Below are 16644 nucleotides of genomic sequence, written 5' to 3'. Positions count from 1 at the left end.
ATGCCGCGCGCTTGACAAAGCGCGCGGCATCTTTTTTGCGCGCTCCCTTTTCGCAGATTTATGAAGGCGGTATTGTCATCAGACTTGATTCGGACACGCCAAAGGGCGGCGGGGACGAAATGGGATGTCTTGTCGAAGATGCGGCACATAGGACGGAGACAGACCGGGGATGTCGGTTCAAAATTCGGATCTGCGCAAGCAGACAGTTCAACGCGTTGAAAACACGCAAGCGGGCGTGGCATTGAGCGCGGCTCTTGCGCGTTGCCGGCAGGTCGTCAGTGCGGTTCAGACAGGCTTTGCGAGGCTTCCTGTCCTGCTTTCGGGCACGGTTCTCGCCGGCTCGACAACCGTTGTGATGGCCCAGGACGGGCTTGTGGCAAAGACCGGCGCGCGGTTGTTCTCATCCGGAGAAACCATCACCTATTCGCTTTTCGTCGGCATGCTTTCGGCAACACTGTTTTCCGTCGTCTGGCTGGTGCGCCAGCGCGGTAATATCGAGGCAGAAAGCAGCGAATACCGACAGGCGCTTGCCCAGTCCCACCTCAAGATCGCGAAATACGAGGCGTTGATTTCCGACAAGAGCCGCCGCATCGTCATCTGGGATGGCGCGGACAAGCGGCCCGAATTTCTGGGACAGCTGCCAGCTGAGACGGGTGTGCCGCAGGCGGATCACGATTTTCTGGCCTTTGGCCGCTGGCTGAAACCGGCATCCGCAAGCCAGCTTGAAAAATCCATCGAAAAACTCCGCAGCCATGCCCAGAGTTTCGACCTGACCATCGAGACGCAGCGCGGTGAAGTCATCGAAGTGCAGGGCCGGGTTTCCGGGGGCAATGCCTTTGCGCGTTTCATAGCCCTCAACAATCTGCGCGCCGAACTCGCCGAATTGCAGGTGGAGCGCGAGCGCCTGATCGCTTCCGTCTCGACCTTTCAGGAACTTCTCGATTCCATCGAACAGCCCGTCTGGCGGCGCAATGGCGAAGGTGACCTCATCTGGGTCAACCACGCCTATGCGCAGGCGGTGGATGCCCGTGACACCGAGCAGGCCGTTCATGAAAAACGCGAACTGCTGAACACGGTTACCCGGCAGAAGATACGCGCGGCCGCGACACCGGAATCGCCCTATCACGACCGTATTTCGACGGTGGTTTCCGGAAACCGCACCTTCTTTGACGTTGTCGACATCAAGACGGCGGGTGGGTCCGCCGGCATTGCCATCGATGCCACCGAGGCCGAGACCATCGGCGAGGAACTCAAGCGGGTTCTGAAGAGCCACGCCGAAACGCTCGATCATCTGGCAACGCCTGTCGCCATTTTCGACGGCCGGCAGCGGCTGCAATTCTATAATCAGGCTTTTGCGGCTCTCTGGGGTCTCGATCTCGTTTTCCTCGAATCCAGCCCTGACAATTCCGAGCTTCTGGACAGGCTGCGCACCGCCGGCAAATTGCCGGAGCAGCTGAACTGGAAGAACTGGAAGGAGACGGCGCTCTCCGTCTACCGTTCGCTGGACACCAAGACCGATCTCTGGCACCTGCCGAACGGCCAGACGCTTCGGGTTATCGCGACTGCCCATCCGCAGGGCGGCGCGACCTGGGTTTTCGAGAACCTGACCGAGCAGGTCGATCTGCAGATGCGCTACAACACGCTGGTAAAGGTGCAGGGCGAAACCATCGACCATCTGGCCGAAGGTGTGGCCGTGTTCGGCGCCGATGGGCGCATTCGCCTGTCCAACCCGGCATTCCGGGCGCTCTGGGGCGTGACCGCGGAACAGGCCGAGACCGGCACTCATATCCGCGCCATCGAAACCGCCTGCACGCAATCCTATGACCGACCGGACGGCTGGCGCGCCTTCAGCCAGTTCATTACCAGCTTCGACGATGAGCGGCCGTCGCGGCAGGGCACGCTGGAATTGCTTTCCGGCCTCGTGCTGGACTACGCCATCATTCCGCTGCCGGACGCGCAGACCATGCTGACCTTCGTCAACATGACCGACAGCGTGCGGGCCGAGCGGGCGCTGAAAGAAAAGAACGACGCGCTTCTGAAGGCCGACGAGCTTAAGAACGATTTCGTGCAGCATGTTTCCTACGAGCTGCGCTCGCCGCTGACGAATATCATCGGCTTCACCGACCTCCTGAAAACGCCCGGCATCGGCCAATTGACGGAACGGCAGGCGGAATATCTCGACCATATTTCCACTTCGTCCTCGGTGCTTCTGACCATCGTCAACGATATTCTCGATCTCGCGACCGTCGATGCCGGCATCATGCAGCTCAATTATTCGGAAAACGATCTGAACGAATTGCTTGAAGACGTTTCGGTGCAGATCGCCGACCGGCTGCAGGAGAGCGGAATTTCGCTCGAGATCGTTGCACCCGCCCATCTCGGTAGTCTAGTGGCCGATCACCAGCGGCTGAAACAGATTCTCATCAAGCTCCTGACCAATGCGATCAATTTCGCACCCGAAGGTTCCTCCGTGCAGCTCTCCTGCCAGCGCAGCGAAGGCGACTTCGTGTTCTCGGTGGCGGATAAGGGTCCGGGCATTCCTGAGGACATGCTGAAGAGCGTGTTCGACCGCTTCGCTACGCGCGGCAATGGCGGACGGCGAACGGGTGCGGGGCTTGGCCTTTCCATCGTCGAAAGCTTTGTCAGCCTGCATCATGGCACCGTCAGCATCGACAGCCGGCCCGGCAACGGCACCATCGTCACCTGCCGCATTCCTTCCGGCACACGGCCGCATTCCATCGCCGCAGAATGAGCGAAGACATCTTGCCGATCACCATTCCCCTTGCGGGAGAAAAGGACACCATCAGGCTCGGTGAAGACTTTGCGCTGGCTTTGAAACCCGGTGATTGTCTCGCACTCATCGGCGATCTTGGCGCCGGCAAATCGACGCTTGCCCGCGCCTTCATCCGGGCAATGGCGGACGAGCCGGATCTTGAAGTTCCAAGCCCTACCTTCACGATCGTCCAGACCTATGCCGCCCGCATTCCGGTCGCCCATCTCGATCTCTACCGGCTTTCGGATGTTTCGGAACTGGACGAACTCGGCATCGATGAGATGCTGGAGGATGGCATCTGCCTGATCGAGTGGCCGGATATGGCCGCCGAGATTCTGCCGCCGGAGCAGACCGTCACGCTCCGGCTGACGCATTCCGGCGAAGGGCGGCTCGCCTCCATCGAGGCTCCGGCAAAGCTGAAAGCACGGCTTGAACGGGTTTTCGCCATCCGCGCGTTTCTCGCAAAAAATGGTAAGGGCGACGCGGCCCGGCGTTTCCTGAGCGGTGACGCCTCAACACGCGCCTATGAGACCGTTTCCACTGACGGCCCGGACCTTATACTTATGGATTGGCGACGCCCCCTCAAGGGTGCAATCATTGCGGATGGTAAGACCTACGCGGAAATAGCCCATCTTGCTCAGGACGCCCGCTCCTTCGTTGCGATTGGCAATTATCTTCGAAACAACGGCCTTTGCGCCCCTGAGATTCTGGCGGCGGATATCGATCAGGGTATTCTATTGCTGGAGGATCTCGGGCGGGATGGCGTACTTGCACCTGACGGAACGCCGATAGAGGATCGCTATCTGCAAAGCGTCGCCTGCCTTGCCGCACTCCATCAGGCCCCGCGACCTGACCTGCTGCCGGTGGGTGACGGCAGCGCCTATGAGGTTCCCCCGTTCGACCGCCAGGCGATGAAGATCGAGGTTTCGCTGCTGGCGGAATGGTATCTGCCGCATAAACGCGGCAAGCCCCTCACCGATAGCGAAAAGAGCGACTATTACGCTCTATGGGACACGCTGATCGACCAGCTCGCCGACTGCGAGACGGGACTTGTGCTGCGCGATTTCCATTCACCCAACCTTATATGGCAGTCGCAAAACAGCGGCATCCGGCAGGTCGGCCTGATCGATTATCAGGACGCGATGATCGGCCCGAGCGCTTACGATCTTGCCTCCATCGTGCAGGACGCCCGTGTCACCATCTCACCCGAATTGCAGGCGCGCCTGCTTTCGCACTATCTCGACAGCAGGAAAAGCGCGTCCTCTTTCGATGAGGCTCTTTTCCTCAAGGCTTTCGCCATCATGTCGGCGCAACGCAACTGCAAGCTCGCCGGTATCTGGGTGAGGCTGTTGGAACGGGACGGAAAACCCGGTTATATGAAACATATGCCGAGGACGTTCCGCTATCTCAGTGCAGCGCTTTCGCATCCGGAACTCGCACCGCTCAAAGACTGGTGCCTGCGCATGGGCATGGAATTCGACGACTGAAAGACGGTTGACCACGATGACGATTAAAAATGCGATGGTGCTGGCCGCCGGGCTTGGCACGCGGATGCGCCCGATCACGGATACGATCCCGAAGCCGCTCGTCCAGATCGCGGGCAAGCCGATGATCGACTATGTGCTCGACGCCCTTGTCGAAGCCGGTGCGGAAACCATTGTCGTTAATGTTCATCACCACGCAGAACAGATGGTCGCCCATCTTGAGCAGCGCACCGACGCCGAAATCCTGATTTCCGACGAGCGGTCGCAACTGATGAATTCCGGCGGCGGTCTCGCCAAGGGCCTGAAGCTTCTGGAACCCGGCCCGGTCTTCGTCATGAACGCCGATCTCTTCTGGATTGGCGAGCAGTTGAATGCGGTCAGCAACCTGCGCAAGCTTGCACAATTCTTCGACCCGACCCGAATGGATATGGCGCTGCTCTGCGTCGACATGGACCGCACCACCGGGCACAATGGCAAGCGGGATTTCAGCCTCTCCGCCAATGGAAAACTGACGCGGTATCGCGATGGCGATCCGAACCCAGTGGTTTATGCCGGAGCCATCGCCATGAATTCGCGACTGCTGGACGATGCGCCGGCGGATGCCTTCAACCTCAATATCTATTTCGACCGCGCCATTGAAAGAGACCGGCTTTTCGGGCTTTCTCTGGATGGTCACTGGATAACCGTCGGCACACCCGATGCGATAGAAGATGCCGAAAGCATCATCCGCCAATTCAGGGAAAAACGCTCTGCATGACGCTCACCCACCACGCAAAGCGCGTTCTGACGATCGCTGCGGGAACACCGTTCCTCAAGACGCTCGCGGAAACGCTGTGCGACGGGACACTGACAGCCGGCTATAAATACGACCCAGCCGATCCGCTGTCACTTGCCAAGGTGACGATCTATGTGCCGACGCGGCGCTCCGCCCGTGTGCTGCGCTCCGAATTCGTCGATCTTCTGGGCGGCCGGTCCGCCATTCTGCCGCTGATCCGGCCGCTCGGCGAAACGGATGACGACAGCGGCTTTTTCGAGATCGAAAATCCTGAAATCATGGATCTGGCGCCGCCGATTTCCGGCACCGGCCGGCTGATCGAACTGGCGCGTCTCATTCTCGCCTGGCGCAACAGCCTGCCAGACGCCATACGGGCAATTCACTCGGATTCGCCGCTTGTCGCCCCCGCCAGCCCCGCAGACGCCATCTGGCTGGCGCGTGCGCTTGGCGAGGTGATCGACGCCATGGATACGGAAGAAAAGGACTGGGAAGCGCTTCAGCATCTCGATACTGGCGATCATGCGCAATGGTGGCAACTGACGGCGGATTTCCTGCGGATCGCCAGCGTCTTCTGGCCGGCGCGGCTTGCCGAACTTAACCGTTCCTCGGCCGGCCGGCATCGCAACGCCATCCTGCGGGCGGAAGCGAACCGGCTTGCCAATTTGCCGGATACGGGACCGATCATCGTCGCCGGGTCGACGGGTTCCATTCCTGCCGCAGCCGATCTCATCGCCGCCGTTGCGGCACTGCCCCAGGGCACCGTCGTACTTCCGGGTCTCGACCTTGCCATGCCGGAAGAGCAATGGGAGGCAATCGCCGAGGACCCTACCGATCCTTCGAGCCGCACCCACTCGCAATATGGGCTTTATATGCTGCTGCAGAAGCTCGGCATACTGCGCGACGACGTGGTTCAGATCGGCACCATCGATGGCGACCTGGAAAAGCGCGCAGCCGCGTTTTCGGCCGCACTCGCACCGGCCAAATCCACCAGCGACTGGAATCGCTGGCGTGAGGACAGGGAACCCGGCTTTTTCGATGACGCCTTCGCAACGGCCACGCTGATAGAAGCCGCCAATGAGCGCGAGGAAGCGACGGCCATCGCGGTGGCTTTGCGGCTGGCGCTTGAAGCGCCCGGCGCTGGACGTCCGTCTCAGGCAGCGCTGATAACCCCAGACCGCGGACTGGCGCGGCGCGTGGCGACGGAACTCCAGCGCTTCAGCATCGAAGCCGACGACTCGGCCGGTACGCCGCTCTCCGCCACCCCGCAAGCCGGACTGACGCAGCTGGCGCTGGAAGCCATTCTGAGGCCCGGCGACCCGGTGCCGATTATTTCCCTTCTGAAACATCCGCTCAGCCGTTTCGGCCTTTCCGATGAAGCTTTCGCGAAAGCCTCCAAAGCGCTGGAGCTGATCGCGCTGCGCGGCGGCCGTGTGGAGACCGAAATCGGCAATCTGGAAGCGGTTCTGGAGGCGCAGCTTCTGGCGCAGCGCGACGACCGGCACCCTCCTGCCTGGCGGCTGGCGCTGCCGGAGGCAAGCGCGGAGGCCGCGCGCGATCTGGCAAGGCGGATTGCCGTTGCGACGGAGCCGCTCGGTTCCGCCTTTGTCCGCAGAGATCGGTCCGGCCGCGCCTTCACCGATAAATTGCCATTGTCCGTTTGGGCGGAGCGGACGGGCCGCGTGATCGAAGCCATCTGCGCGGATGAAAACAGCGATCTTGCCGCGCTCTGGTCCGGTGAAGCGGGAGACAAGCTTTCCGAACTGTTCGGTGAGCTGATGGAAAGCGGTGAAATCCTCGATGCGGATGGACCGCAATGGATCGATATTTTTGCGGCACTGGTAGCCGGTGAATCGATCAAGCCAAGATCGATGCGTCATCCGCGCATTTTCATCTTCGGCGCGCTTGAGGCGCGGCTGCAAAGTGTCGATACCGTCGTTATCGGTGGCCTTAATGAAGGGCTCTGGCCCGGCCAGACGGCGAATAATCCGTTCCTTTCCCGCACGATGAAAACAGCGATCGGCCTCGAACCGCCGGAGCGGCGTATTGGTCAGCTGGCGCATGATTTCGAGATGGCAAATGGCACCCGGCAGATTTTTTACACCCGCGCGCTGAGGCAGGGCTCAACGCCCGCTGTCGCCTCACGCTGGCTGCAGCGTCTTCTGGCGCTGGGCGGCGAGGGTTTTGCCGATAGACTGAGGAAGCGCGGCGAGACCTATCGCCATTGGGCGGGATTGATGGATGAAAGCATCGATCAGGAAGCGGCAAAGCGCCCTGCCCCGAAACCGCCAGCCGCGTTGCAGCCGACGCGCTATTCCTTCAGCGAAGTGGGCCGCCTGCGCCGCGACCCCTATTCGATCTATGCGCGGCGCATCCTGAAGCTGGACCCGCTCGACCCCTTCAATCGCGATCCGAACGCCGCCGATCGCGGCACGCTCTATCACGCGATCATCGAGCGCTATTCCCGTGAGGGACATATTCCCGGCACACCGGCATCGCTTTCGGCCATGCAGCGCATTCTCGACGAATGTTTCGATGCGGAAAACCTGCCTCCCCATGTGGATGTCATCTGGCGGCCGCGTTTTGCAGCGGTGGCACGCGCCTTTATCGACTGGGAAAAAGAACGTCATCCATCCATTCGCCACAGCTTCTACGAGGCTCGCGCCGGGCAGGAAATCGTCGAGGCGGGCATAAGGCTGACGGGGATCGCCGACCGCATCGACATCAAGACAAACGGTCAGGCGGATATTATTGATTACAAGACGGGACTTGCGCCTTCCGTCAATCAGGCGCGCGCTCTGCTTGATCCGCAGCTCGCGCTCGAGGCGGCGGCCTTGATGCGCGGCGCCTTCCGCGAAGCCGGTTCGCCCACGCCGGAAAACCTCATCTATGTTCGCCTGCGGCCGGGCGAGCGTTTTTTTGCCGATCAGGTCAATAACGAACATTCCAGCCGAAGCGGCAGAAGACCGCCGAAATCGGCGATTGAACTCGCGACGGAATCGATCGAACAGCTCACGAAATTCGTTCATTCCCTGCGCAATGGCGAAAACGGTTTCGCCTCCCGCCTCGTGCCGGAAGAGCAGCAATCCTATGGCGGGGAATATGACCACCTCGCCCGCGTTTCGGAATGGTCGACGGCAGAACCGGGAGATGGCGATGACGATTGATCCTTTCGACGCCGGCCCCGCCGCCGATACGCCTGAAAGCTGGATCGACTGGACCAGCGCCCGGCAGCGGCTTGCCTCCGATCCTGCCAGTTCCGCATGGGTGTCGGCCAATGCCGGCTCAGGCAAGACTCATGTTCTGACCCAGCGCGTCATCCGCCTCCTTCTGGCCGGGTGCCGACCCTCGGCCATCCTCTGCCTCACCTATACCAAGGCCGCGGCGTCCGAGATGTCCAGCCGTGTCTTCGACCGTCTGGCGGAATGGGCTACTTTGCCGGATTCCGACCTCAAGGACCGCATCGCCGCCATCGAAGGCAAGGCGCCGGATCGCATCAAGCTTGCCGAAGCGCGCAGGCTGTTTGCCAAGGCGCTGGAAACACCGGGCGGGTTGAAAATCCAGACGATCCACGCCTTCTGCGAGGCGCTGCTGCATCAGTTCCCCTTGGAAGCCAATGTCGCCGGCCATTTCTCCGTTCTTGACGACCGCGCCGCAACCACGCTGCTCGCCGAAGCACGCCGTTCGCTTTTGACGGCGGTTTCGACGGAGCGGGACGCGGAGCTGGCGCAATCCCTCGCTTACGTGCTCGATCTGGCGGACGAAAGCGGTTTGGAATCGCTGCTTTCCGCCATCATTGCCAATCGCAGCGCCCTTCGCGCCTTTCTTCTGGACGCCAAACAGTCGGGCGGCATCGATGCGCGGTTGCGGCAGGCGATGCAGATCGCAGATGGGGAAACCGAAGAAACCGCGGCGGCAGCCTTCTGGCCTCTGCCCGGCCTCTTCGGCCTTGCGCTCGATACGTATCTCACCCTTGCCGACGAGGTGGGTGGAACACGCGTCATCGAAGTCGCTTATGCGCTCCGGGAGGCAAAACGACAGTCGGACCCCGTGCGACGGATGGAATTCATCGAAGCGGCGCTGCTGACAGCCAAGGGCGAAAAGAAATCAGATGCCTATGTCATCAACAAGGGCATGCAGAAATCCGCTCCCGAACTTCTCGATGCGCTGACACTGGCGCGGGACCATGTCGTTTCCTGCCGCAACCGTTATCGTCTAGTGCGGATGCTGGCGGCGACAAAATGCGCCCTTGTTCTGGCCGAAAGGCTGATCGGCGATTTCGAAGACCTGAAGAAACAGCGAAGCCAGCTCGATTTCGAAGACCTGATCGAGCGCGCGGCCAACCTTCTCAACCGCGATACGGCGGGCGCCTGGGTGCACTACAAGCTGGATCAGGGCATCGACCATATTCTCGTTGACGAGGCGCAGGATACCAGCCCGGTGCAATGGTCGATCATCCAGTCGCTGGCGGCGGATTTCTTCACCGGCGAGAGCGCCCGCCTGGGACGGCGCACGCTTTTTGCCGTGGGCGATGAAAAACAGTCGATCTATTCATTCCAGGGCGCGCGGCCGGAACGGTTTTCGCAGGAGCGCGAAGAGACCAAAAAGCGCGTCGATTCCGTCGAGCAGGCCTTTCACCGCATCCGCCTGCCGCTTTCTTTCCGGTCCACGGAGGATGTTCTGGCCGCCGTCGATCAAGTGTTTTCAGACCCGAATAATGCCAGCGGTCTCAGTGCCGATAACGAACCGGTGGAACACCGATCCAACCGCGCCGGCCATCCCGGCACCGTGGAGGTGTGGGACATGGTGGCGCCGGAAACCGCCGAAGACGAAGAGGATTGGACAGCGCCCTTCGATGCCTTGCGTGAAAGTGCGCCGGCCACCATCGTCGCCCGCCAGATCGCCGCCCGCATCGCCGATATGATCGGAAGCGAGACCATCATCGAAAAGGGCGTCGAGCGCGCCGTGGAGCCCGGCGATATTCTGGTTCTCGTCAGAAAACGCCATGCCTTTGTCAACGCGCTGACCCGGGAGCTGAAACGACGCAAGAACATCCCCGTTGCCGGTGCCGACCGCCTTCGCCTGACCGACCACATTGCCGTGCAGGATCTTCTGGCGCTCGGACATTTCGTTGTCCTGCCCGAAGACGATCTTTCGCTCGCCGCACTGTTGAAGAGCCCGCTCTTCAACCTGACCGAAGATGACGTTTTCAACATCGCCGCCACGCGATCGGAAACGGAGAGCGTCTGGAAACGGCTGCAGATCCTTTCGCAGGAAGAGAACAGCCATCTTTCCACCGTTACCGCCAGGCTGGAAGGTTTCATCGCGCTTTCTAAGACGGCCACCGTGCATGATTTCTTTGCAGCGGTGCTGACCCTGCATGACGGGCGCAAGAAATTCCTCGGCCGGCTTGGCAACGAGGCGAGCGACGTTCTCGATGAATTCCTGTCCTTCGCGCTGGACCACGAAAGGACCGGTCTGCCCGGCCTGCAGGCCTTTTTGTCCGTTCTTGAAACCGATTCACCGGAAGTGAAACGCGAGCAGGACAAGGACCGCGGCGAAGTGCGCATCATGACCGTGCACGCCTCCAAGGGCCTGGAAGCGCCGGTCGTTTTCGTCGTCGACGGCGGTTCGAAGGCCTTCAATCACAGCCATGTGCCGAAACTGCGCTTTGTTGAAGCGGGTGACGACGCTTTCCCGGTCTGGCTGCCCGGCAGCGGCTTTTCAAACCACCTCATTCGCTCGGACGAAGAACGGCTGAAGACGGCCGCCGAAGACGAATATCGACGGCTGCTTTATGTGGCGATGACCCGCGCCGCCGATCACCTCGTCGTCTGCGGTTATCGCGGTCAGAAGGAAAATCCCGAATGCTGGCATGCCATCGTCAAGGCGGCGCTTGCCAACAATGAAGACCATTGCAAACCGCAGCTTTTCATGGCCGATGGCGAGGAATGGCAGGGGCTTTTCTGGCGTAAATCCGAGGCTCGCGCGACATCTCTCCTGCAAAGGCTACCGGAAAAGCAGCAGGACGAAGAATATGGTCTTCCGCCCGGGCTGCTTGCTCCCTTACCTGCCCTGCCCTCCTTGCCAAGGCCGCTCAGCCCCTCCGGTGCAGGCACCATCATCGATGACGGTGCGGATGATCTTGCCGTGCGTTCGCCGCTTTTCGGCGAGAAAGCCGATGTTTCTTCGCTGGCGCTACAGCGCGGCCGGCTGGTGCATCGCATGCTGCAGGCGTTGCCGGATTTTGCCGAGACGGAGCGGGAAGAGGCTGCCCGCCGCTATGCGGAGCGAGCGGCCCGTTTCTGGCCTACGGCCGAACGCGAGCATTTGATCCGGGCGGTTCTGCGGGTCATCTCCGAACCGGCGGTGCAACCGGCCTTTTCCGCCAACAGCCGCGCGGAAATCTCCATCATGGGCACGATGACGATCGGCCGGCAGCACTATGCCGTCTCCGGCCGCGTCGACCGGCTGGCGGTGGATGGTGATCGCGTTATTTTGGTCGACTACAAGACGAACCGGGTTCCGCCGCGCACGGCACGCGAGATACCTTTTTCCCACACCGCGCAGCTTGCCATCTATCGCGAAATTCTTGCGCCGCTTTATCCCGGCAAGGAATTTGTCTGCGCGCTGATCTATACGGAAAATGCCGCTTTTGTGCGGGTTGACGATGATGCAATGACGCAGGCTCTTGCCGCAATAAAGACAAAGTGAGATACCGGGGCATTGAAATTCCGACGCGCCCGCATCACATCGATAGCGGAAAAGTTTAGCTGAAAGGAGAGCCAGATATGGCTACCGTAAAAGTCGATGCCGCCAACTTCCAGTCCGAAGTCCTTGAATCCGCCGAACCCGTCGTGGTGGATTTCTGGGCCGAATGGTGCGGCCCGTGCAAGATGATCGCACCGAGCCTTGAGGAAATTTCGTCCGAGCTGGCCGGTAAGGTCAAGGTCGCGAAGCTCAACATCGACGAAAACCCGGAACTGGCTGCCCAGTTCGGCGTGCGCTCCATCCCGACGCTCGCCATGTTCAAGGGCGGCGAAGTGGCCGATATCAAGGTTGGCGCTGCTCCCAAGACAGCGCTTTCCGCCTGGATTTCCGGCGCAGCATAAGCAATATCAATGGAATGAAAAAAGCCCGGCATCGCTGCCGGGTTTTTTTATTGGGGAACCGTGCCGTTCAGGGCAAGCGCGTTGCCAGCAAGGTAAAGCGAGCCGCCGATCAGGATGCGCGGCGCCGGCCCTTCGGGGTCGAAGCGGCGCGACAGCTCTTCCAAGGCATGAGTCAGAGACGATGTCGGCGCTGCCACGAGGCCGGCATCGAAGGCCGCATGAGCAAGCACAACGGGGTCGATCGCCGCATCTGTGCCGCCAATCGGCACGGTGAAGACATATTCGGCAATATCGGCGAAGGCCTTGAAATAGCCCACTGGATCCTTGGTATTGATCATGCCTGCAATGATGAAGAGCGGGCGTGGCGTTTTTTCCTCAAAGCCGGCCATCGCTTCGGCAATGACTTCGCCCGCGCCGGGGTTATGACCGCCATCGATCCAGATTTCCGAATTCTTCGGGGCCATTTCAGCGATTTTGCCGGTCAGGATGCGCTGCAGACGGCCGGGCCATTCCACAGAGGTCATGGCTTTTTCGATCATCCGTTCCGTCACCTCGAAACCGGCAGCCTTGACGGCGCGGATCGCGGCAGCGGCATTGGCAAGCTGATGGCGGCCGGGAAGACGCGGCAGCGGCGCATCGGCCAGGCCGAACTCATCCTGATAGACCATGCGGCCGAATTCTTCATGGGCGGAAAAATCCTGCCCATAAACAGATACCGGGCAACCGAGCCGCTCCGCCGTGGCGACAAGCGTTTCGAGCGCCGCATCATATTCCTGATGGCCTATGACGACGGGGGAACCGGACTTCATGATGCCTGCCTTTTCGGCGGCTATCAGCTCCACGCGGTCACCGAGATAGGCCTCGTGATCGAGCGATATCGGCATGATGACGGAGACCGCAGGATTGTTGATCACATTGGTTGCATCGAAGCGCCCACCCAAACCAACCTCCACGATCGCCGCATCGGCTGGATGTTCCGAAAAAAGAAGGAACATCACTGCCGTCAGAATTTCGAAAACGGTGATCTTTTGGCCTTCATTGGCGACTTCGATGCGACGCAACGCGTCCGCGAAAACAGCGTCGTCAACGAAGCGGCCTCTCTCGCCGGCGACGCCTATGCGATAGCGTTCATGCCAGTTTACGAGATGCGGCTTTGTATGGACATGGACAGGAAGTCCCGCCGATTCGAGCAAGGCCCGGCAAAAAGCGCTGACCGAACCCTTGCCATTTGTGCCGGCCACATGGATCACCGGCGGCATTCTGTTCTGGGGATTGCCGAGTTTTTCGAGAAGACGGGAAATTCTGTCGAGTGAAAGATCGAACCCCTTGGGGTGGAGCTGCATCAGCTCCTCAATGATCTTTTCGGCCTCACCGATCGCGGGCTTCGTCATGTCTTCCGTTCGCCTTTCAGGCGTTTTGCTTGCCATTTGTCCGCCGCACTAAAAATGAAATCATGCAACGTATAGCATCATCCCGAAGGCAATTTATGCCTCCGGGCGACATATTTTTTTCCTCAGGCCGAAGCCGCCAGCGGTACGACGGCGTTTGCGTTGTCAGCAGGCGCTTTGGTCATGATCTTGAGCAGATTGGCCAGCGTGTCCGGGATTTCGCGGCGGTCGATGACCATATCTACCATGCCGTGTTCCAGCAGGTATTCCGAGGTCTGGAAGCCTTCCGGCAGCTTTTCACGAATGGTCTGCTCGATCACACGCTTGCCCGCAAAGCAGATTTCGGCGCCCGGCTCGGCGATATGTACGTCACCCAACATAGCGTAGGAGGCCGTAACACCACCCGTCGTCGGGTTCGTCAGAACCACGATATAGGGCATGCCTGCCTCTTTCAGCATGTTTACCGCAACCGTGGTGCGCGGCAGCTGCATCAGCGAAAGAATGCCTTCCTGCATGCGCGCACCGCCCGAGGCCGGGAACATCACGAGCGGGCAACGCTCGGAAATGGCGCGCTCGAAGGCCTTGACGATGGCTTCGCCCGCCGCGATGCCGAGAGAACCGCCCATGAACTGGAATTCATGCACGACGGCCACGATCTTCAGGCCTTTCAAGTGGCCGACGCCGGCAAGGATTGTGTCTTCCTGCTCGGTCTTCGTGCGGCTGTCGCGCAGACGGTCGGTGTATTTTTTGGAATCGCGGAACTTCAAGGGGTCCTGCGCTACCTTCGGCTGCGGCAGTGCCTCATAGACGCCGCCATCGAAAAGATCGGCAAGGCGCGCCTTGGCCGGCATCTTCATATGGTAGCCGGAAGCCGGGATGACCCACTTGTTGTCTTCCAGATCCTTGTGGAAGACCATCTCGCCCGTTTCCGGGCACTTGATCCACAGGTTCTCCGGAACCTCCGGGCGGCGGCCGAGCATGGAATTGATCCGCGGCCGAACGTAATTGGTGATCCAGTTCAACTGTCTACTCCTGACTGGGCCGCGCGCTTATTCCGCAGCGGCAAGGCGCGACGCACGCACGCCCGTTGAAAGTCCTTTTACCAGCCTCGTAACGGCCGGCACGGTATCGGCGGTCGCCTGCCCGTCCCTGGTCAGGCTACCCGCAATCTGGTTGACGATGGCCGAACCGACCACAACGCCATCCGCAACGGCACCGATCGCTTTTGCATGATCGGCCGTTTTGACGCCAAAACCGACACAGACCGGCAGTTCCGTATGCGCCTTGATACGACCGACAGCGCCCGAGATCAACGAGGGATCGGGAAGTGCTGAACCGGTGATACCGTTCATCGAGACGTAATAAACGAAACCTGAGGTATTTTTAAGGACGGCAGGCAGGCGCTTGCCATCTGTCGTCGGCGTCGCCAGACGGATGAAGTTGATGCCGCGTGCAAGTGCGGGGATGCAGAGTTCATCGTCCATTTCCGGCGGCAGATCGACAACGATCAGGCCATCGATGCCGGCCGCGATTGCGTCGTCCAGAAACTTTTCGACGCCGTAGATATAGATCGGATTGTAATAGCCCATCATCACGATCGGCGTTGCATCGTCTTGCTTGCGAAACTCGCGGGCGAGATCGAGCGTCGTCTTCAGCGTCTGGCCGCCCTTCAGCGCGCGCTGGCCGGCCAGCTGAATGGCCGGGCCATCCGCCATCGGGTCGGAAAAGGGCATGCCGAGTTCGATGACGTCGGCGCCCGCTTCCGGCAGGGCCTTCATGATACCGAGCGAGGTTTCGAAATCCGGGTCGCCGCCCATGAAATAGGTAATCAGGGCCGGGCGATTTTCCGCGCGCAGATCGGCGAAGCGCTTGTCCATACGTGCAGTCATGATCTTATACATCCATTCCAAGGAACTTGCTGACGGTGTGGACATCCTTGTCGCCACGACCGGAGAGGTTCATCAGGATGATTTCATCCTTGCCCATCTTCGGTGCGCGCTTGATGACCTCGGCCAAGGCGTGGCTCGGCTCGAGAGCCGGAATGATGCCTTCAAGGCGCGTCAGCATCTGGAAGGCGTCCAGCGCCTCATGGTCCATGATCGGTACGTATTCCACGCGGCCGATATCGTTCAGCCAGGAATGTTCAGGGCCGATACCGGGATAATCGAGGCCTGCGGAGATCGAATGGCCTTCCTTGATCTGGCCGTCCTCATCCTGCAGCAGATAGGTGCGGTTGCCATGCAGCACGCCCGGCGAACCGGCGGTGATGGAAGCGCAATGCTCATCACCCGAAAGACCCTTGCCGCCGGCTTCGACGCCGACGATGCGGACATTCTTGTCATCGAGGAAAGGATGGAAGATGCCGATAGCATTAGAACCACCGCCGACAGCCGCGACGACCAGATCCGGCAGGCGACCTTCCGCCTCCAGCATCTGCGCCTTGGCTTCCTCGCCGATGACGGCCTGGAAATCGCGGACCATTTCCGGATAGGGATGCGGGCCGGCCGCAGTGCCGATCAGGTAATAGGTATCCTCGACATTGGTGACCCAGTCGCGCAGGGCCTCGTTCATGGCGTCCTTCAGGGTGCCGTGGCCAGCCGTGACCGGCTTCACTTCAGCGCCAAGGAGCTTCATGCGGAACACATTCGGGGCCTGACGGGCAACATCCGTCGCGCCCATGTAAACGACGCAGGGCAGGCCAAAACGTGCAGCGACGGTAGCGGAAGCAACGCCGTGCTGGCCGGCGCCGGTTTCGGCGATGATGCGGGTCTTGCCCATGCGCTTGGCAAGCAGGATCTGGCCAAGGCAATTGTTGATCTTGTGCGAGCCGGTGTGGTTCAACTCTTCGCGCTTGAAATAGATCTTCGCGCCGCCAAGTTCCGCCGTCAGGCGTTCCGCAAAATAAAGCGGGCTCGGACGACCGGTATAATGTGCACCGAGATGCTTGAGTTCCGCCTGAAACGCGGGATCGGTCTTGGCCTTGTCCCATTCCGCCTGCAAATCCAGAATGAGCGGCATCAGCGTTTCGGCAACGAAGCGACCTCCGTAAATGCCGAAACGGCCGTCCTCATCGGGACCAGCGCGAAAAGAATTGGGTGTTGGCGCGTCGTTCACT

General features: G+C 60.4%; 10 protein-coding genes. 6 read left to right on the top strand and 4 right to left on the bottom strand.

Translation table 11 applies throughout. The features are described 5' to 3' along the window. Window positions 1-169: 169 nt before the first annotated feature. The 6 genes from ACQZ5K_RS11780 (at window position 170) to trxA (ending at window position 12141) form a co-directional block, all read left to right on the top strand. Window positions 170-2752 (top strand): ATP-binding protein, encoded by a 2583-nt coding sequence (locus ACQZ5K_RS11780; protein WP_448740446.1) that lies wholly within the window; start codon window positions 170-172, stop codon window positions 2750-2752. Further along, window positions 2749-4260, top strand: coding sequence for a tRNA (adenosine(37)-N6)-threonylcarbamoyltransferase complex ATPase subunit type 1 TsaE (tsaE, locus tag ACQZ5K_RS11775; RefSeq protein WP_448740445.1), 1512 nt, complete (start codon window positions 2749-2751; stop codon window positions 4258-4260). The genes ACQZ5K_RS11780 and tsaE overlap by 4 nt, the downstream gene beginning before the upstream one ends. A gap of 16 nt (window positions 4261-4276) precedes the next feature. After that, the gene (locus tag ACQZ5K_RS11770; RefSeq protein WP_137004152.1) at window positions 4277-5014 is read left to right on the top strand and encodes a nucleotidyltransferase family protein; all 738 of its coding nucleotides are present in this window, start codon (window positions 4277-4279) and stop codon (window positions 5012-5014) included. Further along, window positions 5011-8196: a double-strand break repair protein AddB gene (gene addB / locus ACQZ5K_RS11765; protein ID WP_448740444.1), complete on the top strand. Its 3186-nt coding sequence runs from the start codon at window positions 5011-5013 to the stop codon at window positions 8194-8196. The genes ACQZ5K_RS11770 and addB overlap by 4 nt, the downstream gene beginning before the upstream one ends. Further along, window positions 8186-11743 (top strand): double-strand break repair helicase AddA, encoded by a 3558-nt coding sequence (gene addA, locus ACQZ5K_RS11760; RefSeq protein ID WP_448740443.1) that lies wholly within the window; start codon window positions 8186-8188, stop codon window positions 11741-11743. The genes addB and addA overlap by 11 nt, the downstream gene beginning before the upstream one ends. 77 nt (window positions 11744-11820) lie before the next feature. Next, the gene (trxA, locus tag ACQZ5K_RS11755; protein ID WP_003505361.1) at window positions 11821-12141 is read left to right on the top strand and encodes a thioredoxin; all 321 of its coding nucleotides are present in this window, start codon (window positions 11821-11823) and stop codon (window positions 12139-12141) included. A 47-nt stretch (window positions 12142-12188) separates the two neighbouring features. Here trxA and ACQZ5K_RS11750 read toward each other — a convergent pair whose 3' ends face one another. From ACQZ5K_RS11750 to trpB, 4 genes are all read right to left on the bottom strand, one after another. Then, a complete protein-coding gene (locus ACQZ5K_RS11750) occupies window positions 12189-13568 on the bottom strand; it encodes a bifunctional folylpolyglutamate synthase/dihydrofolate synthase (RefSeq protein WP_448740442.1) in 1380 nt (459 codons plus the stop codon). Window positions 13569-13654: 86 nt separating this feature from the next. Continuing rightward, on the bottom strand, window positions 13655-14551 hold the full coding sequence (accD, locus tag ACQZ5K_RS11745; RefSeq protein WP_065656809.1) for an acetyl-CoA carboxylase, carboxyltransferase subunit beta: 897 nt from the start codon (window positions 14549-14551) through the stop codon (window positions 13655-13657). Between the two features lie 27 nt (window positions 14552-14578). Next, the gene (trpA, locus tag ACQZ5K_RS11740; RefSeq protein ID WP_448740441.1) at window positions 14579-15418 is read right to left on the bottom strand and encodes a tryptophan synthase subunit alpha; all 840 of its coding nucleotides are present in this window, start codon (window positions 15416-15418) and stop codon (window positions 14579-14581) included. A gap of 4 nt (window positions 15419-15422) precedes the next feature. Continuing rightward, a complete protein-coding gene (trpB, locus tag ACQZ5K_RS11735) occupies window positions 15423-16643 on the bottom strand; it encodes a tryptophan synthase subunit beta (RefSeq protein ID WP_003521170.1) in 1221 nt (406 codons plus the stop codon). Between the last annotated feature and the right edge of the window lies 1 nt (window position 16644).

This window comes from Agrobacterium sp. 22-226-1, from assembly GCF_053522345.1.
Note: the sequence above shows the minus strand (reverse complement) of the source record. Positions and strands in the feature narration are given on the sequence as shown.